The sequence below is a fragment of the Olleya sp. YS genome (genome assembly GCF_029760915.1).
GTDB lineage: Bacteria > Bacteroidota > Bacteroidia > Flavobacteriales > Flavobacteriaceae > Olleya.
Genome location: NZ_CP121685.1, coordinates 2,460,878 through 2,484,330 on the forward strand (window position 1 = coordinate 2,460,878; position 23,453 = coordinate 2,484,330).

Genomic DNA, 23,453 nt, shown 5'->3' on the forward strand with positions numbered 1-23,453 from the left:
TGATGTCAATTGTTAATTTTTGGCTAAGTTTTTGTAGATTTATAGATGAAAAAATTATAATAATTATGAAATTTAAAAACACAGTGGTTGTAACATTAACATTAATCATGTTTTTGTCTTGTGCAACCAATCCATTTACAGGAAAGAAAACCTTAGCGTTTATTCCAAACGCACAGCTGTTTCCTACTGCATTTGCACAATATAATCAAGTTCTTACAGAAAGTAATGTAGAAACGGGAACAACTAGAGCTAACATGATTCAACGTGTAGGGCAACGTATAGCTGTAGCTGCAGAACGTTGGTTAAATGCTAACGGACAACAGGGTTATTTAAGCGATTATAAATGGGAGTACAATTTAATTGCAGAGGATATCGTCAATGCTTGGTGTATGCCTGGAGGTAAAATTGTATTCTACACAGGTATTTTACCAGTTGCAGAAAATGAAACTGCTATTGCAGCCATTATGGGTCATGAAGTCGCACATGCTTTGGCTAACCATGGTCAACAACGTATGAGTGCTGGAATGTTACAGCAAGGATTAGCAATTGCTGGTAATATTGCCATTAAAGATGAACAAAGTAGAAATGCATTTAATCAATATTATGGTGTTGGTTCTAACGTTTTAGGAATGTTACCATTTAGTAGAAGTCATGAGAACGAAGCTGACCGTATTGGATTATATTTAACAGCAATAGCTGGTTACAATCCGGATGAAGCTGCAGAATTATGGAAGCGTATGGCAAAAGCAAGTGGAGGTCAAGCACCACCAGAATTTTTGAGTACACATCCTGCAAATCAGACAAGAATAGATAATTTAACAGCCTTAGCACCAGCTGCTAAAGCAGAAGCTAGAAAATTTGGAGTGTCTAGTTTTAGACCTTTAGGTAAATACTAAGTCTGTTTTAAAATTATTTAGTTATTTTCGAAGCTGCTCTTTATAAAGAGCAGCTTTTGTATTTTATACTCTAACTAACTATTAATACATGTCAAAACTAGAAAAAGGAAGTAAAAAGCTTCTTAACGCTTGGGCGTTTTACGATTGGGCTAATTCTGTATATACCTTAACTATAGCATCATCTATATTTCCAATATTTTACTCGGCACTTTTTATATCACAAGTAGAAAAAACAGTACCAGCTTTTGGGTTTGTTTTTAAAAGTACAGCATTAATTACTTATGTTACAGCTTTTACATTTTTAGTGGTTGCTTTTACATCGCCAATATTATCTGGTATTGCAGATTATGTTGGCAACAAGAAAAACTTTATGAAATTTTTCTGTTATGTTGGTGGACTTGGTTGTATTGGCTTGTATTGGTTTAGTTTAGAGAGTATTCATTTAAGCTTGCTATTTTACTTTATGGGATTAATAGGGTATTGGGGAAGTCTAGTATTTTACAACTCATATTTACCAGACATAGCGTATCCAGAGCAACAAGATAGTGTTAGTGCCAAAGGGTTTAGCTTAGGTTATGTTGGAAGTGTATTATTATTAGTAATTAATCTTTTTATGGTGTTGTATCCTGAACTATTATCCATTAAAGATAACATAGCAGAAAATGGAGAAGTTATAGAAACTGCAGCTCAAGTAGCTATGCGTTATTCTTTTGTAATGGTTGGTTTATGGTGGATTGGGTTTAGCCAATATTCATTTTATATATTACCAAAAGGAGTGTCTTCTGGTCATAAAGTCACTAAAGCAATTGTGTTTAATGGTTTAAAAGAACTAAAGTTAGTATGGATTCAATTAAAACAAAACTTAAGATTAAAACGCTATTTGGTTGCATTTTTTGTATTTAGTATGGCTGTACAAACCATAATGTTGGTTGCAGTGTATTTTGGGGAAGAAGAAATTGCTTGGGGAGGAGAAGATGCCAAAACAATGGGCTTAATAGGTAGTATTTTAATCATACAGTTAATAGCTATTTTAGGAGCTGTTTTGACCTCTAAAGCTTCAGCTAAATATGGAAATATTAAAACGCTTATCATTGTTAATATTATATGGATGCTGCTTTGTTTTTACGCCTATTTTATGGTAACACCAATACAATTTTATTTGGCAGCAGGATTTGTTGGATTTGTAATGGGAGGTGTACAGTCTTTAGCTAGATCGACGTATTCTAAGTTTTTGCCAGAAACAGAAGACACAACATCTTACTTCAGTTTTTATGATGTAGCAGAAAAAATAGGTATCGTCATAGGTATGGTGATTTTTGCCACTATAGACCAAATAACTGGTAGTATGCGCAATGCAATTTTGTTTTTATTCATCTTCTTTTTAATAGGAATAGTATTACTATTTAGAGTACCAAAACAAGATGAGTTAAATTAATTTGCTATGTTTGTTACTATCTAACTTGTTAAAAATGAAAAAATTGCACTTACCTTTTTTGTCATTATTTATTTTACTGACAGCTTTTACTTGCGAAAATGAGCCACTTGATGGTGAATTTGTTCCTGAAGATTCTGCTACTGATTGTTTGACTGCAACTCAAGCATATTTAGAAGCTGCAGAAAACTTTGTAGATGCAACAGATGCAAATTACACGGTTCTTTGTAACGCATATAAAACTGCATTGGAGAATCAAATTATTGCTTGTGGTGACCCAACAGGAGGCTTTCAGACTTTAATTTATAGTTTAGGAGATTGTACTTCAAATAATCCTGATACTTGCGCATCTGCTACTGCTGCAGCAAATGTGGCATTGTTTAATTTAAATAATGCGCCTGCAGATCAATATACTACTTTTTGTAATGTATATGTAATGGCTCTGGAAAATAAAATTGACTTATGTGGTGACGCTGATGGAAGCATTCAACAAGAGATTAATGATTTAGGAGATTGTAGCAATCAAAATTTAATTTTACTAAAAAAGACTATTTGGACCTACAGTGATGGATCTACTGTTACAACAGATTACGCTTACAACGGAAATCGATTGATAAGTATAGCTGATTCTGAAGGAGAAACTGAAACTTACACCTACGAAAATAATTTACTAACTAGAATAGACACGGTTATCAATGATCCAACAGGTAATCCAGATGCTGAATATACCTTACTTGAATATGATAGTCAAAATAGATTAATAAATGAAATATTATTTATAGACGACGGAGTACAAAGTCAAAGATGGGCATATACATATAATACAGATGGAACTATTACTGAAACAGCTTACTTTACTGATACAGTAACTGGAGTAGAATCCTTAGATTACACTGGTACTGTAGTAATTAGTAATGGCAATTATATAAGTTGGACAGATGGGAATTATTCTGATCAATATACTTACGATAACAGCAATGGAGCTTTAAAAAATGTTTATGCTTTTGATACTTTGTTACTTTTAAATGGCTTGTATATTTCTAATAATAATGAAATAGCTAATAACTCAACTATTGGAGGAGTTTCTAATCCTGATGATAGTTATTCTGTAACATATACTTATAATAATGATGATTATCCATTAACATCTAATTATGATTACGAAAGTGGTACAGTTGATGATTACTCTGTTGAATACTTTTATGACTAATTAATAATCTAGACTAAATTAAAAAATCCCTATTCAAAATAGGGACTTTTTAATTTATATAATTTTATTTTAATTACTTATATCTCCGGATCCTGTGACTTTAGTATCTACTTTCTCAGGATTTCCTTTATATTCAATATCTCCAGAACCTGTGACTCTTGCTTTCAAATTCTTTTTAGCATAAACCACAATATCTCCAGAACCTGTGACTTTTGCTTCTGTATTATCTGCTTGCAGACGCTCGCCATGAAAATCTCCAGAACCTGTTACATTAACTTGTAAATTAGTTGTATTACCAGTCAAGGTTAAATCTCCAGAACCTGTTACTTTAGCTTCTGTGTTTTTTGAATTTATATCTAATTCAATATCTCCTGATCCAGATATGCTTGCCCTAAAATTGTTAGAATTTATAGTTGTATTAGAAGTAACATCACCAGATCCAGCTAAAGACACTTTTTCAATATCTTCAAATGGAATGGTAATTTTGATTGTTTTATTACCACTTGGTTTAAGGTTGACGTTTTTTTCTGTTTTAATTACTAATCCTCCATATTCTATTTCTGTTATTATGTATTCTAAAAGATTTTCTTCACCTTCAATAGTTATTGTACCTTCTGTACCTTTTACCAATTCAAAGTCCATCCAACCAGAAAGTCTTAAAGCGTCATAATCTGCAGTAGTTCTGGTTATGGTAGTTACGTTTCCGTTTCCTTTTATGGTTTTTCCATTTCCCCATTGTGCATTACATGAAGTAAATGTTGTAAGTGCTAATACAAGTAAAAAGGTGCTTTTTACAATAGTAGTTACACTATTTTTAGCACTTAGTAATCTTTGATTTTTTGTTGAATGATTCATGATGATTGTTTTATTATTAATAGCTTATTTTTTGTCAAAAGTAACGCTTCCGTACTCCGAGTTTATTTTAATTAAATTTCCTGAATTGTTTTTATAATGGTAACCAGAATAGTACTTGTCTGAATGTTGCACTTTACGCGTTTCTATTTCAAAATCGTCTTCTCCATTAAGTCCACCATATTCTAAATCTATTTCAAAATCAAATGCATATTCTGGGTCTATTCCAATTTTTATGCCAACATAATCAGACTCAATGGTTACATCACCAGCATTTTTAGTCATTTTACCAATTTTAATAGATCCATAATCAGCATTAAGACTTACATTTTTGTAAACATCTCCAAGAACCACTGTTAGATAATCGCCATTACCATTAATATTATTTAATTGGTTAACTCGTAAACTACCATAGTCACAATTATATTCTATGTTTTCTGCAACTTCAATAAGTGATTTTGTATAGTCAGCAACAATACCTAGTGTTTTGGTCTTAGCAACTGTAAAACCACTGTAATCAGCGTTAATTTTTCCATTTTTAATGTATTCAAAATAACAGTTATTAGAGTAATCAAAATTAAGACTGTTATTATCACCTAATAATTCTTTAGTGGTAATTTTACCGTAGTCACAATAAATTTCGGCACGTCCTTCTAAAGTACCAAGTGTAATGTTACCATAGTCGTTATTCAATTTAACGTTATTAGTAATTGGCATCTTAACAATGTAATTTATTTTCATATTTACATTATCGTTATTAGACCAATTCCACCAAGAGTTCTTTTTCTTTTTACCAATTATGGTCTCTGCAGAAACAAAACTGCTGGTAGCAGAAAATTCTACGTCTATCTCATTCAATTTTTTTTCAACTTCATCTTCATCGTTTCCATTAGTCGTTATGGTAACTTCAATATTAATTGTGTTTCCTGTCCAAGTGACCACATCTAAGTTACCATATTTATTAGAAATTTTAAGCGTTGCATCTTTGTTAACTGTAAACTCTTTTTTAATCGTTTTCTTTTTGGTGTGTTTGCCATCCCAATTACCATTATTAGAAAAAGCAAATAGTGGGAGTAATATGCAAAGTGTTAGTTTATAAAGTAGTTTCATAATTGTTTTGTTTTAAGGTTTTTAACTCTTCTATTTGTAAAAGTGTACTTTGTAGTAGATCTATTCTGTTTTGAAAATTGGTAATCATTGCATAAATAACACGTTGATCTTCACCACTTTCTTTTAAATTGAGCTTAAGAGTTTGGTATTCATGTTCTAATTGTTCTAACCGTAATAAAGCATCATTAACTAATTTTTCGGTTTCTGGACTTTTTACGGTATTCAATTTTTTTAATTCATAATTAATAGTGTTTGAGAAAAAGTGTTGTGTTTCTGCCATTTCTGGTGATACACTTGCTAAATCTTTTTCAATAGTATCTGGCTTTAAATTAAAAGTGAGGGTTACTATTAAAGCTATAGATGCTGCTACTGCCAATAGTGGTTTCCAATAACTAGTGTTTATACTAGCTACATTGTTTTGGGTTTTGGAACTGTTTAGTTTATCCAAAAAACGTTGTTGATGTCCAATATTTGGCTCATTCACATCGAATTGATCTTGTAAATCACTAAATTTTTTTTCTATATTATCATTCATAACAATTAGTTTAATTGTTTTAATTTTTGTCTTAAACTGTCTTTTGCTCTAGAGATAGTTGTCCTACAATTAGCATGGCTAATCTTCATGATTTGACTAATTTCTTCATTATCATACCCTTCAATTAAATTTAGGGTTAATGCAATTCTGTAATTAGATTTTAAAGTATTTAAACCCTCTAAAATTTGTTTTGCTTTAACCGAAGTTAATTCGGTACATGTATCAATACCTTGTTGGTCTTCAATTTTATATAGTACATCGTCTAAAGCTACTTCGCCATTTTTTTTGTTTTTATTAAAAGCATGGATGCTATTATTAACTACAATACGCTTTAACCATGCACTAAAAGTACTTTTCTCTTTAAGCTTGTCTAGCTTAGTAAAAGCAGTCAAGAACGATTCTTGCATAATATCTTCTGCTTCAAAACTATTATTTACAATTCTAAACGAGGTATTGTACATAGCTTTGTAGTATCTATTATAGATTTCCAATTGCGCCAATTGGTTACCAGATAGACAAAGCGCAACAAGTTGCTCGATATTGTGATGGGTTAGTGTCAAAAAAATGGTTTGTTATTATAAAGAGGAAAGTTAAAACAGTTTGTTACACTTTAATGAAAAAAAATACCGATTTTTTAATGTATAAGAATAATTCATAATCAAAAAGTGGCACATTAATTGAATTTTTAATATTTAATTACAATAGCTATGTAGCGTTATTTGCAAGTATATCAGTGTAATAGCTAAGATTGAATATAAATATTAAAAAATAAAAGTCTTTAATGTCTCATTTAAAGTGACATTTTGGCTCATATAAACATATGAAAAAATCAAACTTTATATCATTTGACAGTTTGTCATTACAGGATTTTGATGAAAATTCTGAATTAATCCCATTAATGACACCTGAAGATGAAGAAAAAATAGAAAACGAAGCACTTCCTGAAACATTACCGATTTTATCTTTGAGAAATACCGTATTGTTTCCAGGAGTAGTTATTCCAATTACTGCAGGACGCGATAAGTCTATTAAATTAATAAATGACGCCAATAATGGTGTAAAGGTTATTGGTGTAGTCTCTCAAATAGATGAAGCTGTTGAAGATCCAAAAGCTGAAGATTTGCATCAAATAGGTACAGTTGCTAGAATACTAAAAGTATTAAAAATGCCAGATGGCAATACGACTGTGATTATACAAGGTAAAAAGCGTTTTGAAATAGACCAAGTCATCACAGAGGAACCATATATCAAAGCAACCGTTAAAGAAGTACCTCAAGCTAAGCCTGCAGCTAAAAACAAAGAATTTGGAGCTATAATTGAGTCTATTAAAGATTTAGCAGTACAAATTATAAAGGATAGTCCAAACATCCCAACAGAGGCTACATTTGCAATTAAAAATATTGAAAGCGATTCATTTTTAATCAACTTTGTATCGTCCAACATGAACTTAAATGTGGACGAAAAACAATCGCTTCTAGAAATGAATCATCTTAAGGATCGTGCTCTAGAGACATTACGTTACATGAATATCGAGTTTCAAAAATTAGAACTTAAAAACGATATTCAGTCTAAAGTTCAAAGTGATTTAAACCAGCAGCAACGTGAATATTTCTTAAACCAGCAATTAAAAACTATTCAAGAAGAACTTGGAGGTGGTAATGCTGAAGAAATTGACGAAATGAAACAACGTGCTAAGTCTAAACAATGGGATAAAAAAGTCGCTAAGCATTTTGAAAAAGAATTATCTAAAATGCAACGTATGAATCCTCAAGTTGCTGAATATTCTATACAACGTAACTACTTAGATTTATTTTTAGATTTACCTTGGAATAAGTTTAGCAAAGATAAATTTGATTTAAAACGTGCAGAAAAAATATTAGATCGTGACCATTACGGTTTAGATGATGTTAAAAAACGTATTATCGAGCATCTTGCAGTATTAAAACTACGTAACGATATGAAATCTCCAATTATATGTCTGTATGGTCCTCCAGGAGTTGGAAAAACCTCTTTGGGTAAATCCATAGCAGAAGCTTTAGGACGTGAATATGTGCGAATGAGTTTAGGTGGATTACGTGACGAAGCAGAGATACGTGGACATCGTAAAACCTATATAGGTGCAATGCCAGGACGTATTATTCAAAGCCTTAAAAAAGCAGGTACTTCAAATCCAGTATTTGTATTAGATGAGATTGATAAGTTGTCTAATTCGCATCAAGGTGACCCTTCGTCTGCGTTGTTAGAAGTCTTAGATCCAGAGCAGAATAGCGAGTTTCACGATAACTTCTTAGAAATGGGCTATGACTTATCAAAAGTCATGTTTATTGCTACTTCTAATAGTTTAAATACCATTCAGCCAGCTTTACGTGACCGAATGGAAATTATCAACGTAACTGGTTATACTATTGAGGAAAAAGTAGAGATTGCAAAGCGTCACTTATTGCCAAAGCAATTAAAAGAACATGGTTTAGAAGACAAGCACTTAAAAATTGGCAAACCGCAATTAGAAAAAATTGTCGAAGGTTATACACGCGAATCTGGTGTACGAGGTCTAGAAAAACAATTAGCAAAGATGGTGCGTTATGCTGCTAAAAACATAGCAATGGACGAGGCATATGATGTAAAAGTGACTAATGATATTATAGTTGAAGTGCTTGGCGGACCAAAACTAGAACGTGATAAATATGAAAACAATAATGTCGCAGGAGTGGTTACTGGATTGGCATGGACTAGAGTGGGTGGTGATATATTGTTTATAGAATCTATTTTATCTAAAGGTAAAGGCGCTTTAAATATTACAGGTAACTTAGGTAAAGTTATGAAAGAGTCGTCTACCATCGCAATGGAGTTTATTAAAGCTCATGCAGATCAACTTAATATTAATCCAGAAGTCTTTGAGAAATATAACGTCCATATTCATGTTCCTGAAGGTGCAACACCAAAGGATGGACCAAGTGCTGGTGTGACTATGTTAACTTCTTTAGTCTCTTTATTTACACAACGTAAAGTTAAGAAAAGCTTAGCAATGACAGGAGAGATTACCTTACGTGGTAAAGTATTACCAGTTGGTGGAATTAAAGAAAAAATTCTAGCTGCAAAACGTGCTAGAATAAAAGAAATCTTGCTATGTGAGGATAATAGACGCGATATAGAAGAGATTAAACCAGAGTATTTAAAAGGATTAACGTTTCATTACGTGTCAGATATGATGGATGTTGTTAACATTGCCATCACTAATCAAAAAGTTAAAAACCCCAAAAAATTATAATATTAAAATGAAAAAACTAATTGTCCTAATTATGGTGTTCAATTCTTTTGTAGCACTAGCTCAAGATCATATAGTAGAGATAATGTTAGACGGTAAACCAGCATTTTTAAACACTAAAACAGGTGAAACTAAATATACTAACGGAAAATCTACAGTTAGCTATTCGACTACGGTAAACAGTGGTGATATCATTGATAAACACACAGTAGAAAAAGGAGATACTTTATATTCCATATCTAAAAAGTATGGAATAAGTATGGCTCATATCAAGTCTATTAATAATCTAAAATCAAATGTGTTAAAAGTTAATCAAGTACTTAACATTGGCTATGCAGCTTCTGCTCAAACAAGAAACACTTCAACATGGACAGTGGTTAAAGGTGATACCTTGTATTCAATATCAAAAAAGACGGGAGTTTCAGTTTCAGAAATTAAAAAATTGAATAGTTTGGATAATAATATCATAGTTATTGGACAACAACTTACATTAAAATAGTTAAAATCAATAGTTTATATTTGTTAAAATTAATCCATTATTAAAATGAAAAATCTACTATTAATTTTGATGATTTTTTGTGCTAATCTTAGTTTCGCACAAGAGTTAGAAGAAGAGTTTTTACCAATAGTTGTAGAAGATAAAGAAGCTTTTATGTCTACTAAAACTGGAGAATATGTTTATCGCTCACATGCAGATACTAATCCGGAAGAACTACACACCACAGCAAGTGGAGTAGTGTATAATGACATTTCAATTCATAAAGTTGTTAAAGGGGAAACCTTATCTTCAATAGCTAAAAAACATAAATTGGATATTGGCCAGCTTAAAAAAGATAATACATTAAAATCTAATAATTTAAGTTTAGGGCAAGAATTAAAAATTATTAATCGTGTTTTGGTACCATCTAGTAGTCCAGTAATTAGTTATGCAGGAGAAGAACGAATTATAGCCAAATTACGACCAGGACAATCACCATCTACATTAGCTCCACCACCACCTGATGTTATGCCAACACCTATTGAAGCGCCTCAAAAAACGACAAGTCCTGATGCTAAAAAGCCAGTGTCTAGAAACAGTACCTACTATAAACCAATGATAGTTCCAAGCTCTAATGATGTTACTGAAGAGAAAGAAAAAGTTACGGAACTTGAAGAATCTGAAGAAGTACTAGCAGCAAGAAAACAACTAGAAGAAGCACAGCGACAACTTGAATTAGCAAAACTAAAAGCGACTAAAAAAGAAGAAGCTAAACAAGCTGAAGAAGAATACCCAGACGAAATAGAAGTTATTGAATCAGAGGAGCAAGTTCTTAAGGTTGAAGAAAAAAATGATGATGCTAAAGCAAAATATGATGCTATTCAGGAAAAACTTAAAAAAGTACAAGCATCTAATAATGAGGTTGTAAAAGAAGTGTCTAAAAGGGAAGCACAAGTTGAAATTTCTGAAGAAGTTATAGAAGAAACTGAAGTAAAAACAGAAACTAAAACAAAAAAGCCAGTCGAAGGAGTTGACTACCACGTCATTGTTAAAGGTGATAACCTATATAATTTATCAAAAAAGTATAATACTACAGTAGAAAAATTAACGAAGTTAAACGATGTTAAATTCAATAATTTAAAAATTGGACAAAAGCTTAAATTAAAGTAAAAAATAAATTTGCTTTATCTACGTTTTAAAGTAGATTTATTTACTTTGCAAACTATGTTTAAAAATAAAATTGTCCCATTTATTATGCTACTAGTTGGCACTACTTGCTTTGCGCAATTAGGTGGACAATCGACTTATCAATTTTTAAACTTAGTATCCTCTCCACGTCAAGCTGCTTTAGGTGGTAAAGTATTAACTAATATAGATTACGACGTAACTCAAGCAATATATAATCCATCTGCAATTAATCCAGAAATGGATAATCAATTTGCTCTAAATTTTAGTAACTACTTAGGTGGTATTACCTATGGTACAGCAGCATACGCCTATACATGGGATAGACGTACACAAACTATTCATGCAGGTATGACTTATATAAATTATGGCGATTTTGATGGTTATGACGAAAATGGAATCTCAACTGGTACATTTACTGGTACAGAAGCAGCATTATCGATTGGTTACGCATTGCAAATTGGGTATTCAGATTTTTATTTTGGATCTAATGTTAAGTTTATTACATCAAGTTTAGAGCAATACAGTTCTTTAGGGATTGCAACAGACTTAGGTTTAATGTACATAGATGAAAAATTAGAATTTCAAGCAGCATTAGTTGTTCGTAACTTGGGTACTCAAATAACAACTTACGCTGGACAGCGAGAAAGTTTACCTTTAGATATAACTTTAGGTTTATCACAGACTCTAGAGCATATACCATTACGTTGGCACCTAACCTTCGAAAATTTGCAACAGTGGCCAATAGGCGTGTCCAATCCAGCAAGAGCAACTACAGATTTAGAAGGTAACCAAACTCAAGAAAAAGTTGGTTTTTTAAGTAACGTCATACGTCATACAATTATAGGTGCAGAGTTATTTCCAGACAAAGGATTTAATATTAGATTAGGTTATAACTTTAGACGTGCAGAAGAACTGCGTATAGTAGACCAACGTAACTTTTCTGGGCTATCTGCAGGATTTGCTATCAAAATAAATAATCTTCGCTTTAGTTATACCCATGCTAAATATACTGCAGCTAGTAATGCTAACTTTTTTGGATTGCACATAAATTTGCAATAATTTTTTAATTGGTACAGCTTGTTTTAAAAGTGTTTTAAGATTAACAAGATAAAACTTTTGTAACTTGCAAGTAACTATCCAAAGCCACTTACATTGATTAAAAAACTAGTTTACTTTATCGTATTAGTACTCATTATTTTTACAGTGTTAATGTATTGGTCTGTATCTTCCACTAAAAAAACGTTTATAAAATCAGATTTAGTTAATTATGATAATGTTAATGCTGTAAATTTTAAGTCTTTAGATTCCGTAATGGTTACTGCTAGCTCTTTGTATAAGGCAGATGAGATTAAAACTTTAATACAAGGGGAACAATATAGACAAGCATGGTCAACACCTATTAAAGTTCCTGTTATGTTTTTAGATACATTGTTTGGAGGTGTAGTTATTTTAAAAGAAGGAGGTGGTAAACAAACTCATTCTTTAAAATTAATGACTAAAGATAGTATAGAGTTAACACTTAGAGGTGTTAATAAAGATCCTAAAAAACTTATTCCAGAAGTAGTTAAAACTTTAGGATTAGAAAATTTAATCGTTGATGGAATTTCTGCACAACATCCTTATGGTGCTATTTTAGCAGCAGAATTAGCTGATAAAGCAAACCTTTTAAATACGAAACCAAAAGTAGTGTTTGTTCCAAAGCAGGAATCCTTAGGACGGTATGCTGATAAATATAGTAATAGGTTGTATTTACTTGAATATGAAACAGAAAGTAAAACCAATTGGACCAATTTAGAAAATGTTGTTAACACAATTGATACAGAAGACTTACAAGAATTAAAATTAAAATATCCAGATAAAGTTTTTATCAATAAATCAGAATTAATTAGAGCAAGACTATTTGATTTATTGATAGGTGACTGGGATAGGCACACAAAACAATGGGGTTGGGCAGTTCAAAAAGTTAATGGTAAGTATATTGCTAATCCAATTGCTGGAGACAGAGATAATGCTTTTTTTAATCTTGAAGGACTTATTCCAACTTTACTATCTAATAAATATGTTGTTGAAGAATTGCGACCTTTTGAGAATGACATCGACTTTATGCCAGGTTTAGTTTATCCATTTGATAGATATTTTTTAATAAACACACCAAAAGCTTTATTTATAGAACAAGCAAAACAACTTCAAATTATGCTTAATGATTCTGTATTAGAAGATGCATTAAACGTTTGGCCTGATAGTATTTCAGAATTGGATGGTAAGGAGATTATTAATAAAATAAAATCCAGAAGAGATGATTTAGTGGACTATGCTATAGCATTTAAAATTTCAATTGATGAGAAAGGAAAACTAAAAGAACGCTTGAAAGGATCTGAAGATTTGGATATTGATTCAAAATTATTGGAGTGTTTTGAGTGTTTGGATAGTAATTAAAAGTTTTTAAATACACTGTCTTTAATATTATTCCATTCACGTTTCAATATTCCATAACAACACGTACTACGTCTAAAACCATCAAGCATTACAGTGTCTTCACGCAGAATACCTTCTAGGGTTGCACCTAATTTTTCTACCGCTTTTCTAGATTTTTGATTGCGCTTGTCAATCCTAAATTCAACTTTTTCAAAATTTAAGGTTTCAAATGCATATTGTAGCATTAAAAACTTCACATTTTTATTTAAACCAGTCCCTTGAAAATGGTGTCCTATCCATGTCCAACCAATATGTAATACTTTATTTTTAGGATTGATTAATCCAAAACGTGTACTTCCAGCATAAGCTTGTTTTAATTTATCGTAAATAATAAATGGTAGTGTAGTGTTGTGGTATAGACCATCTACAGCAATTTGTACATAGTCTTTTAATGCTTCTGGAGTAGAAATGTTACTTGGCGAATAATAAATTAAATCCTTTTCTTGAGCAATGTCTATTAAATGCTTGTAATTACTTAAATCTAAAGGTATTAGTTTTGCATGTTGGTTTTCAAGTGTAGGAGCAGTCATTGTAAGCAGTATGTTTTGTATTTTTGTAATCAAAATTAAAGATACATGAACTATTCTAAAGCTCAACTATTAGAAACAGCAAATAAAGCCAGTAAAAATACTTTAATGGAAACCTTAGAGATTGAAATGATTGATTACGGTCAAGATTTTTTAGTCGCTAAAATGCCTGTTACTCCTAGAGTGCATCAACCAGATGGTGTATTGCATGGTGGTGCGACTGCTGCTTTAGCAGAAAGTGTGGGTAGTTTTGCATCTCATATTTTTTTAGATGCCGATAAGCTAATGATAAGAGGTTTAGAAATAACTGCTAACCACTTAAAAAGTGTGTCTTCAGGGTTTATTTATGCTAAAGCAACCTTTATTCATAAAGGTCGTACAACACAATTATTGGATATTCGTGTTACAGATGAACAGGATAATCTAATTTCTGTGTGTAAGTTATCAACCATTTCTTTACCCAAAAAGAAATAAAACATGACAGCTTCAGATTTCTTTAATCAGCTTTCCACTCAACTATCAACTAAATTACCATTTGTAGCTTATAGAAAACCAAATAGTTTAGAGATTAAGGCATTGCTTCAGAAGGATGCAAATCTACATTATGCAAAGGATTTTGAAGAAAGTGGTTTTGTGTTTTCACCATTTGATAGTATTTCAAAAACAATTTTATTTCCTTTAAATCAATGTCATAGTATTTCTTTAGTCGAAAACATTGAAAACATAGATAATGGTAATATTACTGTCGATAATATTGAAATAAACGCAAAACAAAATCACATAGCATTAGTCCAAAACGCTATATATGAGATTGAAAGTGGTAGCTTCAAAAAAGTAGTATTGTCTAGAGTGCAAATTCAAAATTTTGATAATGAGATTATTGTTCTATTTAAAAAATTATTAGCTAACTATAAAACTGCAATGGTATATTGTTGGTATCATCCAAAAGTCGGATTATGGTTGGGTGCCACTCCAGAAACATTACTGCAAGTAGAAGGAAATAGGTTTAAAACAATGTCTTTAGCAGGTACGCAATCTTACACTAACACAACTGAGGTTGTTTGGAAACCTAAAGAATTAGAAGAACAACAATTAGTGACCGACTTTATAGTTAATAGTTTAAATTCTTCTGTTAGTAGCCTAAAAGTTGGTCAAACAGAAACGGTTAAAGCTGGTAAGTTACTACATCTAAAAACAAAAATATCTGCTGTTTTAAAACCTGAAAACGGTTTACTTTCAGTAATTAATATACTGCATCCAACACCTGCAGTTTGTGGATTACCAAAAGAAGCTGCAAAAGATTTTATACTAAAAAACGAAGGTTATAATCGTGAGTTTTACACTGGTTTTTTTGGTGAAATTAATGTTAAACAAACCAAATCCAGAAACACCAACCGAAGAAATGTAGAAAATAATGCTTATGCTTCTGTAAAATCAGTTTCACATCTGTTTGTAAACTTAAGATGCTTACAAATTAAAGATAATCAAGCGTATATTTATGTCGGTGGTGGCATAACTAAAGATTCTGTCCCAGAACAAGAATGGGAAGAAACTGTAGCAAAAACTAAAACTGTTAAAAACCTCTTATAATGGTTTAAAATAGGCTATAGGTTTTGTATTTTTACACTAATGATTAAGTACCCAAAAATTCCGTTAGCGCAAACCGTTATTCAGCTTTGTAAAGCTAAGAATGTTCAGCATATTATAATCTCTCCAGGAAGCAGAAATGCACCTTTAACCATTGGGTTTACTCATGATCCGTTTTTTAAATGCTATAGTATTGTGGACGAGCGTTGCGCTGCTTTTTTCGCTTTAGGAATTGCCCAACAAATCAAACATCCAGTAGCTGTAGTATGTACATCTGGTAGTGCGTTACTTAATTATTACCCAGCAGTTTCAGAAGCTTTTTATAGTCATATTCCACTAGTAGTTTTAAGTGCAGATAGACCTAAATATTTAGTCGGAATTGGTGATGGACAAACTATAAATCAAGACAATGTTTACCAGAATCACATTCATTATTCAGCAAATTTAAAGCAAGACTTGCATCCAGATAAGGATAACGCTTTCGCGGAAGACTTGCCGATTATGAAGAGTATTGAGAATAAAATTGAAAAATATTTAGGTTTACAAGAAAGTATCCAACAACAAAACGAAACAGAAATTAACAAAGCACTAAATATAGCTATTACAGTAGAAGGTCCTGTACATATCAATATACCGTTTGACGAACCGTTATATGACATGGTTGAAGAACTATCAGTCAATCCAAAGATAATTCCTATAACAACTAATGAAGTTAATGAAGAGTATAAAGAATATGTTGACATTTGGAACAACTCATCTAAAAAGCTAGTATTGGTTGGTGTTTTACCACCAAATAGTGTGGAGCAAAACTATTTAAACAGTCTTGCAAACGATGAAAGTGTACTAGTATTAACAGAAACCACATCCAATTTGCACCATGATAAATTTTGTTCAAGTATTGATAAATTAATTGGTGCTTTAACTGAGGAAGAATTTAAAACATTACAACCCGAAATACTTTTAACTTTTGGAGGTTTGGTTGTATCAAAAAAAATCAAAAAATTTTTAAGAACATACAAGCCTAAACACCATTGGCATATTGCGGAGCAAGGTGCTAATGATACGTTTTTTGTGTTAAATAAAGTCTTTAAACAGTCTGTAAATTCGTTTTTTAAGCAATTTTTACCACTAACACAACACGTAAAAAGTAATTATAATCCGTTTTGGAGTCATCAAATGGATACGCGAAATAAAAAGCATGATCAATACATGCAACGTATATCGTTTTCAGATTTTAAAGCTTTTGATATTATTTTAAATAGTATACCTAATTATAGTCAACTTCAGGTTGGTAATAGTTCTGCAATACGTTACACACAACTGTTTAATATTAATAAAACAGTTGAGGTTTTTTGTAATAGAGGAACAAGCGGAATTGATGGTAGTACAAGCACAGCAATTGGAGCTGCTTTGGCTAATCCTAAACCGACAGTTTTTATTACTGGAGATTTAAGTTTTTTCTATGATAGTAATGCATTATGGAATAATTATATACCTAAAACCTTCAGAATAATTCTTATTAACAATCAAGGTGGAGGTATTTTTAGAATTCTTCCAGGACATAAAAACACAGAAAATTTTGATCAATATTTTGAAACTAAACATCAACTTACAGCCCAACATTTATGTAGTATGTTTAATTTTGATTATGTAGTTGCTAGTAATGAAAATGAGTTAACAACTGCATTATCAACTTTTTATAATGACAATGATTCGCCCAAATTATTAGAAATTATGACACCATCAACTGATAATGATTCTATATTATTAGATTATTTTCAATTTGTGAAATAATTTTGTCGATAAAATCTGGCGTTAATCGGAAACTTAATATAATTAGATTAAGCCTAAACAAGCAATACAAAAAATTTGTACCTTTAAAAAGCTAAAAATTATTAATTTAAAATATTTAAAATTATGAGTAAACGTGATGAGTTAATCGCAAAGTACGCTTCAGATTTAAAAGACAAATGTGGCGTTAATGCAGACATGGATTTATTAACTAAAGTTACCATTGGGTGTGGTCCTTCAATATATAATAAAGATGCTGCAACAGTTTCTGGAAGTGACCAGTCGGAATTAGATACAGTGAAAAATAATTTTTTAATCAAAAAATTAGGATTAAAAAATAGTGCTGATTTAGATAAAGCAATTGATTCTGTTATGGATACTTATGGAAGATCTAACAAAAATAAATATAGAGCAGTAGTCTATTATTTGTTAACTAAGCACTTTAAAAAAGAGTCAGTTTACAAATAGAATAAAAAAAATATAAAAAAAGCGTTACACTTAAGTAACGCTTTTTTTATATGCTTACATTTGCAAAATGATACAAATAGGAGACTACAATACACTTGAAATATTAAGAGATACAGAGCCTGGTTTATTTTTAGGTGATGAAGATAATAACGAAGTATTATTGCCCAACAGATATGTTCCAGAACATTTTGAAATTGGCAATAAACTTAAAGTTTTTGTCTATTTAGATAATGAAGAGCGCATCATAGCAACAACTGACGAGCCTTATATTAAACGTGGAGAATTTGCTATGTTGCGATGTAATGAAGTTACTAAATTTGGTGCTTTTTTAGATTTTGGATTAGTTAAAGAATTATTCTGCCCATTTAAAGAGCAGGCTTTTCCAATGAAAAAAGGAGGTTGGTATTTAGTGCATTGTTATTTAGACGAAATAACTGAACGTCTCGTGGCTTCAAGTAAGACTAATAGGTTTTTAGACAATAAAGACTTAACAGTATCTCAATTTGATCAAGTAGAAATTATAGTATCGCACCCAAGTGATTTAGGAATGAATGTTATTGTTAATAATAAACATTCTGGATTAATCTATAAGGATAATATTTTTCAAGACATTAGTGTAGGTGATAAACTTAAAGGGATAGTTAAAAAAATAAGACCAGGAAATAAACTAGATATTAGCTTAGGTCAAATAGGTTACAGAAATATAGAGCCTAATGCTGATAAAATTTTGCAAGAGCTAGAAGATAATAATGGGTATTTATCTTTAACAGACAAGTCTAATCCAGATTTGATTAAAGACCAGTTGCAAATGAGTAAAAAAACGTTTAAAAAAGCAATTGGAACGCTCTATAAAAAGAAATTAATAGAAATTAAGGACGACGGAATATATCTTAAGAAGCAAGATTAGACGACCCTTTTTTAGAATTTGTATGTCTAGCCCATTTTATAGCTTCATATAAATCTTCAAAACGTTCAATCTCTACTTTAGAGAATAATTTTTCCATTAAAGCATTAAACCAACTATTTTCACTTTTAGTCACAACAGCATATCCATTAAGATTATTCTCATTTCTATAAAATTTTAACCAATCTGAAGGCTTAACAGAGTATTTATTAACTCGGTTTGAAATATAACAAACACTTATATTAGGACCATAAAACTCTTTAGCAGCTTCAATTGCTTTTTCTGCTTCTTCCCAAGTATATGTGACGCCTTCATTGATTTCTGAAATAACAATACCATCCATAAAGTAAAAATTACCAAAATCAGAAACATACACATCTTTGATTTCGTTTGCGAGAGTTGAATCAATTATTTTCATAGAATTAATAGCTTTACATCTAAAGTATACTAGAAACTATATTTAAAGTAAATTTAGTTAAACTTTAATTGCATTTTCGATAAAAATGAGTTTTTATCGTTAAAAAACAAAAAAAGCTACCTAAAAAAGAGGTTAGGGCTCTTTTAAGGTAGCTGTTTGCTAACTATTAACTAGTAGCTTAGGGAATATTAAATAATCATCACGCTATCGTTTGTGATTTACTTAATATGTATTTGTTGGTATAAGTATAAGCCTCATTAATATTTTCAAATTCTATAAATGGCATTTTACAAAATTGTCTTTCTATATCAATACTCATTTCTGTAAAGTGAGAGTATCCGATAACACCATACATTTTTAAATTAGGAAATAAGGTACTATGTTTTGGGTAATCTAACACCTCTATCGAGTACTTATTTATCCTATTAGAGATGTATCCAAAGGATTTGTCGTTACCAAAAAAATCATATATAGCTTTAAAACAATCTTGAGCAGTGTCAATTCCTACGTGCATTCCTTCATTAACTTGAGCAACAACTAAGTTTTCAAAAAAATATAATTCACCTAAAGAAAATGTTTGTCTTTTGATTACATAATTGAAAATGTCTGAATCTATAATATTCATTATCAAGGGATTAATTAAATTCTTTACAAAAGTATTATGCATGCATAGTTTATAGGTAATCTATTAATTATTAGATTTTAATATTCGTTTAAAAGCATATTTAATCGATTAAGTAAATTTTTTTAAAGTTTTTTCTTACATAAAAAATGCTGATTTTCAATGCGTTACTGTATATAATCTTTTGAATGCTCGTAGTTTGAATTAAAGAAGACTAAAATAGTAGTATAAATGAAAAGTGATTAGTAACCGCAAAATATAATTATTGTGTATTTTTATGAACTGAATTAATTAATAATATTATATGGATGTAATTAATTGGCAAAAAGCTAAAGATTATGAAGACATTACTTATAGCAAATGTAATGGTGTAGCAAGAATAGCGTTTAATAGGCCAAATGTTAGAAATGCTTTTAGACCAAAAACTACAAAAGAATTATATGATGCATTTTATGATGCTGGTGAAGATACTAGTATAGGTGTGGTATTACTTTCTGCAGAAGGTCCTTCAACCAAAGATGGTGTCTATAGTTTTTGTTCTGGAGGCGACCAAAAGGCTAGAGGACATCAAGGATATGTTGGAGAAGACGGTTACCATAGGCTAAATATATTAGAAGTACAACGCTTAATTCGTTTTATGCCAAAAGCTGTTATAGCAGTCGTACCTGGTTGGGCAGTAGGAGGAGGACACAGTTTACATGTGGTTTGCGATTTAACTTTAGCAAGTAAAGAACATGCTGTTTTTAAACAAACAGATGCAGATGTCACTAGTTTTGATGGTGGTTATGGATCTGCATACTTAGCCAAAATGGTAGGTCAAAAAAAAGCAAGAGAGATTTTTTTCTTAGGAAGAAATTATACAGCACAAGAAGCTTATGAGATGGGAATGGTAAATGCAGTAATCCCACACGCAGAGCTTGAATCAACCGCTTACCAATGGGCTCAAGAGATATTAGAAAAATCGCCAACCTCAATAAAGATGCTTAAATTTGCCATGAATCTAACAGATGATGGTATGGTTGGTCAACAAGTATTTGCTGGAGAAGCTACCAGATTAGCATATATGACAGATGAAGCTAAAGAAGGTCGTGATGCGTTTTTAGAAAAACGTAAGCCTAACTTTCCTAAAAAATGGATACCATAATTGTATGACAAATATAACCACTTGGGTGTCAGCAATGCGTTTAAGGACCTTGCCATTATCAATTTCAGGAATAATAATAGGTTCCTGCTTGGCAGAGTATAATGGTGTTTTTGATATCAGAATTTTTATTTTCGCCATATTAACAACGTTGAGTTATCAAATACTATCTAATCTAGCTAACGATTTTGGAGATGGTGTAAAAGGTACAGATAACGACCAACGCATTGGTCCAACCAGAGCCTTACAATCTGGTGCAATAACTAAAGAGGAATTATTTAAAGCTATTAGAATAAACATTTTAATTTGCATTGCATTAACCGTAGGACTAATTTATTTTTCATTTAAAGCCAAGCACTTTTTATTAGCCTTATTGTTTTTTATTCTTGCTGGAATTGCCATAAAATCTGCAATAAAGTATACTATTGGCGAATCTGCTTATGGTTATAAAGGTAAAGGAGATATTTATGTCTTTTTATTTTTTGGACTTGTTAGTGTTATAGGTAGTTATGTATTATATGCTAAACAATTGGATCATGTTACCATTTTGCCAGCAATCACGATTGGACTACTAAGTACTGCTGTGTTAAATTTAAACAATATGCGAGATATCCAATCGGATGTAAATGCAAACAAAATAACTTTAGCAGTAAAATTAGGTGCAGAAAAAGCTAAGAAGTATCACTTTATGCTTATAATTTCTGCTATAGTTTTATCTTTTTTATTTGGTATATTATACTATACCTCACCTTATAATTTTATCTTTTTTATAGCATATATACCTTTGTTATTGCATCTTAAAAAGGTCAAATCTATAACTAATCCCAAAGACTTTGATCCAGAATTGAAAAAGTTGGCTTTAACTACGGTCTTATTAAGTGTTTTATTAGGAATTGGACATTTGATTTAATTGAAATAGTATTTAATGTTAAAAATTGGTTAATTAAAAGTATTTTGTTTTTTATTAATAGTAATACTATTATTTTTGCGATATAAATTTTTATACTCATGAAAAAAACATTAATTATTTTAACATTATTTGTATCAACTCTATCTTTTAGTCAAGTAAATGAGTCACAAACTGGAGCTTGGTATATGTATTTTTTTAACCACCAGTTTAAAGATAGTCAATTTGGTGTTCAGGGAGATATTCAATATCGTAACTGGAATATCGCAGGAGATTTAGAGCAACTGTTGTTAAGATCTGGATTAACATATTCTCCAAAAGATAGTAATATTATGTTTACTTTAGGATATGCCAACATTACTACAGGAGCATTTGGAGACAATGATGACACAAGTGGAGAAAATAGAATTTATCAAGAAGCCTTGATTCCTCAAAAAATATTAAATCGTGTGTTTTTAACACATCGTTTTAGATATGAGCAACGATTTGTTGAAAATCAAGATTTTAGAACTAGATATCGTTACAATCTATTCATTAATATTCCTTTAAATAAGCCAACCTTAGAAAAAAATGCCATTTATACTGCCTTTTATAATGAGTTGTTTATAAACGGTCAGCAAGATATTGGTAATAATAATACTGTAGAGCTTTTTGACAGAAACAGAACCTATTTAGGTCTTGGTTATGTTTTAAAACCATCTATGCGATTTCAGTTTGGATGGATGAATCAAAAAACTAATACTTGGGGTAAAGGGCAATTACAATTTAGTTTCCACCACAACTTTTAAAATAAATATTAAACACAAACTATTAAATTTAACCAAAATGAAAAAGAATTTTAAAATTTTTGCAATTACAATTTTACTAATGGGATCTTTCTCTTGTAAAGAAGCTACTAAGGAAGCACCTCAGGAAAGCACTAATCAGACAGCAGATACTACATCTGTAGCTATTAAAAGTGTCTTAACAGCTGCTGAACAAGAAGATATGACACCAGACGAAATTATAGGTCGTTTAAAAAAAGGTAATGAAAACTTTGTAAATAATAATTTAACGCAACGTGATCATTCTGCACAACGTAGAAAAGCGACAATGGGACAATATCCAAAAGCAATTGTGTTATCATGTGTAGATAGTCGTGTACCAGTAGAAGATGTTTTTGATCTAGGAATTGGTGATATATTTGTAGCTCGAGTTGCTGGAAACATAGAAAATAAAGATATCGTTGGCTCTATGGAATTTGCTACAGCAGTAGCTGGATCTAAACTAGTTATAGTTATGGGTCATACTTCATGTGGAGCTGTTAAGCATGCTATAGATAATACAGATGCTGCTTCTATGAATATGAATGCTTTGTCTGACTTACTAGCAGAGATTAAGCCATCAGTAGAGATGACAGAAAAAAATGGAGAAGTATCGTCTAAAAATATTGAATTTACTAATAGCGTTATTAACAAAAATGCATTAGTAACTGTAGAAGACATCAAAAAACAATCACCAAAAATGGCTGAATTAGAAAAGGAAGGAAAAATAAAAATTGTGGCAGCTGTTTATGACATGGAGACTGGTAAAGTGAAGTTTTTAGATTAATAAACAAAAAGTTTTTAAATTTTAAGTAGGTGCTTGTTTCTAAAGCACCTACTTTTT

The 23,453-nt window shown here is 31.0% G+C and carries 24 protein-coding genes; 17 read left to right on the forward strand and 7 right to left on the reverse strand.

The genetic code is table 11. The features are described from left to right. Positions 1 to 65 precede the first annotated feature (65 nt). The 3 genes from Ollyesu_RS11255 to Ollyesu_RS11265 all read left to right on the forward strand — a co-directional run bounded on the left by Ollyesu_RS11255 (position 66) and on the right by Ollyesu_RS11265 (position 3,538). Positions 66 to 896 carry a M48 family metallopeptidase gene (locus Ollyesu_RS11255; RefSeq protein WP_279301321.1) on the forward strand — a complete coding sequence of 277 codons (831 nt, stop codon included), beginning with the start codon at positions 66 to 68 and terminating at the stop codon, positions 894 to 896. Positions 897 to 984: 88 nt separating this feature from the next. Further along, positions 985 to 2,331, forward strand: a complete 1,347-nt coding sequence (locus Ollyesu_RS11260; protein ID WP_279301322.1) for an MFS transporter — start codon at positions 985 to 987, stop codon at positions 2,329 to 2,331. Between the two features lie 34 nt (positions 2,332 to 2,365). Further along, positions 2,366 to 3,538 carry a hypothetical protein gene (locus Ollyesu_RS11265; RefSeq protein WP_279301323.1) on the forward strand — a complete coding sequence of 391 codons (1,173 nt, stop codon included), beginning with the start codon at positions 2,366 to 2,368 and terminating at the stop codon, positions 3,536 to 3,538. A 69-nt stretch (positions 3,539 to 3,607) separates the two neighbouring features. On the opposite strand, the gene Ollyesu_RS11270 is transcribed toward Ollyesu_RS11265, so the two are convergent. The 4 genes from Ollyesu_RS11270 to Ollyesu_RS11285 are packed head-to-tail and all read right to left on the reverse strand — an operon-like array spanning position 3,608 to position 6,595. After that, entirely contained in the window at positions 3,608 to 4,393 is a 786-nt protein-coding gene (locus Ollyesu_RS11270; RefSeq protein WP_279301324.1) for a DUF2807 domain-containing protein, read from the reverse strand. Between the two features lie 24 nt (positions 4,394 to 4,417). Further along, the gene (locus Ollyesu_RS11275; protein WP_279301325.1) at positions 4,418 to 5,500 is read right to left on the reverse strand and encodes a hypothetical protein; all 1,083 of its coding nucleotides are present in this window, start codon (positions 5,498 to 5,500) and stop codon (positions 4,418 to 4,420) included. Beyond that, positions 5,484 to 6,035, reverse strand: a complete 552-nt coding sequence (locus Ollyesu_RS11280) for a hypothetical protein (protein WP_279301326.1) — start codon at positions 6,033 to 6,035, stop codon at positions 5,484 to 5,486. Before Ollyesu_RS11280 ends, Ollyesu_RS11275 begins: the two co-directional genes overlap by 17 nt. Positions 6,036 to 6,040: 5 nt before the next feature. Beyond that, positions 6,041 to 6,595, reverse strand: coding sequence for an RNA polymerase sigma factor (locus Ollyesu_RS11285; protein WP_279301327.1), 555 nt, complete (start codon positions 6,593 to 6,595; stop codon positions 6,041 to 6,043). 260 nt (positions 6,596 to 6,855) lie between these two features. Here Ollyesu_RS11285 and lon point away from each other — a divergent pair, with 260 nt between their 5' ends. The 5 genes from lon (at position 6,856) to Ollyesu_RS11310 (ending at position 13,402) form a co-directional block, all read left to right on the forward strand. Beyond that, on the forward strand, positions 6,856 to 9,303 hold the full coding sequence (lon, locus tag Ollyesu_RS11290) for an endopeptidase La (protein WP_279301328.1): 2,448 nt from the start codon (positions 6,856 to 6,858) through the stop codon (positions 9,301 to 9,303). Between the two features lie 7 nt (positions 9,304 to 9,310). Continuing rightward, a complete protein-coding gene (locus tag Ollyesu_RS11295) occupies positions 9,311 to 9,799 on the forward strand; it encodes a LysM peptidoglycan-binding domain-containing protein (protein WP_279301329.1) in 489 nt (162 codons plus the stop codon). Positions 9,800 to 9,844: 45 nt separating this feature from the next. Continuing rightward, positions 9,845 to 10,948 carry a LysM peptidoglycan-binding domain-containing protein gene (locus tag Ollyesu_RS11300; RefSeq protein ID WP_279301330.1) on the forward strand — a complete coding sequence of 368 codons (1,104 nt, stop codon included), beginning with the start codon at positions 9,845 to 9,847 and terminating at the stop codon, positions 10,946 to 10,948. Positions 10,949 to 11,002: 54 nt separating this feature from the next. Then, positions 11,003 to 12,025: a type IX secretion system protein PorQ gene (gene porQ / locus Ollyesu_RS11305; RefSeq protein WP_279301331.1), complete on the forward strand. Its 1,023-nt coding sequence runs from the start codon at positions 11,003 to 11,005 to the stop codon at positions 12,023 to 12,025. Positions 12,026 to 12,118: 93 nt separating this feature from the next. Continuing rightward, a complete protein-coding gene (locus Ollyesu_RS11310; protein WP_279301332.1) occupies positions 12,119 to 13,402 on the forward strand; it encodes a hypothetical protein in 1,284 nt (427 codons plus the stop codon). Here the strand turns inward: Ollyesu_RS11310 and Ollyesu_RS11315 are convergent. Continuing rightward, entirely contained in the window at positions 13,399 to 13,971 is a 573-nt protein-coding gene (locus Ollyesu_RS11315; RefSeq protein WP_279301333.1) for a GNAT family protein, read from the reverse strand. The genes Ollyesu_RS11310 and Ollyesu_RS11315 overlap by 4 nt on opposite strands. A gap of 45 nt (positions 13,972 to 14,016) precedes the next feature. On the opposite strand from Ollyesu_RS11315, the gene Ollyesu_RS11320 reads away from it, so the two are divergent. From Ollyesu_RS11320 to Ollyesu_RS11340, 5 genes are all read left to right on the forward strand, one after another. Continuing rightward, positions 14,017 to 14,442, forward strand: coding sequence for a hotdog fold thioesterase (locus tag Ollyesu_RS11320; protein ID WP_279301334.1), 426 nt, complete (start codon positions 14,017 to 14,019; stop codon positions 14,440 to 14,442). Between the two features lie 3 nt (positions 14,443 to 14,445). After that, on the forward strand, positions 14,446 to 15,558 hold the full coding sequence (locus Ollyesu_RS11325) for a chorismate-binding protein (RefSeq protein ID WP_279301335.1): 1,113 nt from the start codon (positions 14,446 to 14,448) through the stop codon (positions 15,556 to 15,558). A gap of 42 nt (positions 15,559 to 15,600) precedes the next feature. Further along, positions 15,601 to 17,349, forward strand: coding sequence for a 2-succinyl-5-enolpyruvyl-6-hydroxy-3-cyclohexene-1-carboxylate synthase (locus Ollyesu_RS11330; RefSeq protein WP_279303074.1), 1,749 nt, complete (start codon positions 15,601 to 15,603; stop codon positions 17,347 to 17,349). 123 nt (positions 17,350 to 17,472) lie between these two features. Next, positions 17,473 to 17,814, forward strand: a complete 342-nt coding sequence (locus Ollyesu_RS11335) for a DUF2853 family protein (RefSeq protein ID WP_279301336.1) — start codon at positions 17,473 to 17,475, stop codon at positions 17,812 to 17,814. Positions 17,815 to 17,881: 67 nt separating this feature from the next. Continuing rightward, the gene (locus Ollyesu_RS11340; RefSeq protein ID WP_279301337.1) at positions 17,882 to 18,721 is read left to right on the forward strand and encodes a S1-like domain-containing RNA-binding protein; all 840 of its coding nucleotides are present in this window, start codon (positions 17,882 to 17,884) and stop codon (positions 18,719 to 18,721) included. Here the strand turns inward: Ollyesu_RS11340 and Ollyesu_RS11345 are convergent. Next, positions 18,705 to 19,136, reverse strand: coding sequence for a hypothetical protein (locus Ollyesu_RS11345; RefSeq protein ID WP_279301338.1), 432 nt, complete (start codon positions 19,134 to 19,136; stop codon positions 18,705 to 18,707). The two genes, Ollyesu_RS11340 and Ollyesu_RS11345, sit on opposite strands and share 17 nt — an antisense overlap. 199 nt (positions 19,137 to 19,335) lie before the next feature. Beyond that, entirely contained in the window at positions 19,336 to 19,761 is a 426-nt protein-coding gene (locus tag Ollyesu_RS11350; protein WP_279301339.1) for a hypothetical protein, read from the reverse strand. A 301-nt stretch (positions 19,762 to 20,062) separates the two neighbouring features. Between Ollyesu_RS11350 and Ollyesu_RS11355 the strand changes: the two genes are divergently transcribed. The 4 genes from Ollyesu_RS11355 to Ollyesu_RS11370 all read left to right on the forward strand — a co-directional run bounded on the left by Ollyesu_RS11355 (position 20,063) and on the right by Ollyesu_RS11370 (position 23,396). Then, a complete protein-coding gene (locus Ollyesu_RS11355) occupies positions 20,063 to 20,902 on the forward strand; it encodes a 1,4-dihydroxy-2-naphthoyl-CoA synthase (RefSeq protein ID WP_279301340.1) in 840 nt (279 codons plus the stop codon). A 4-nt stretch (positions 20,903 to 20,906) separates the two neighbouring features. Further along, entirely contained in the window at positions 20,907 to 21,809 is a 903-nt protein-coding gene (menA, locus tag Ollyesu_RS11360) for a 1,4-dihydroxy-2-naphthoate octaprenyltransferase (protein ID WP_279301341.1), read from the forward strand. A 98-nt stretch (positions 21,810 to 21,907) separates the two neighbouring features. Beyond that, a complete protein-coding gene (locus Ollyesu_RS11365; RefSeq protein ID WP_279301342.1) occupies positions 21,908 to 22,594 on the forward strand; it encodes a DUF2490 domain-containing protein in 687 nt (228 codons plus the stop codon). Between the two features lie 37 nt (positions 22,595 to 22,631). Then, entirely contained in the window at positions 22,632 to 23,396 is a 765-nt protein-coding gene (locus Ollyesu_RS11370; protein ID WP_279301343.1) for a carbonic anhydrase family protein, read from the forward strand. Positions 23,397 to 23,453 lie beyond the last annotated feature (57 nt).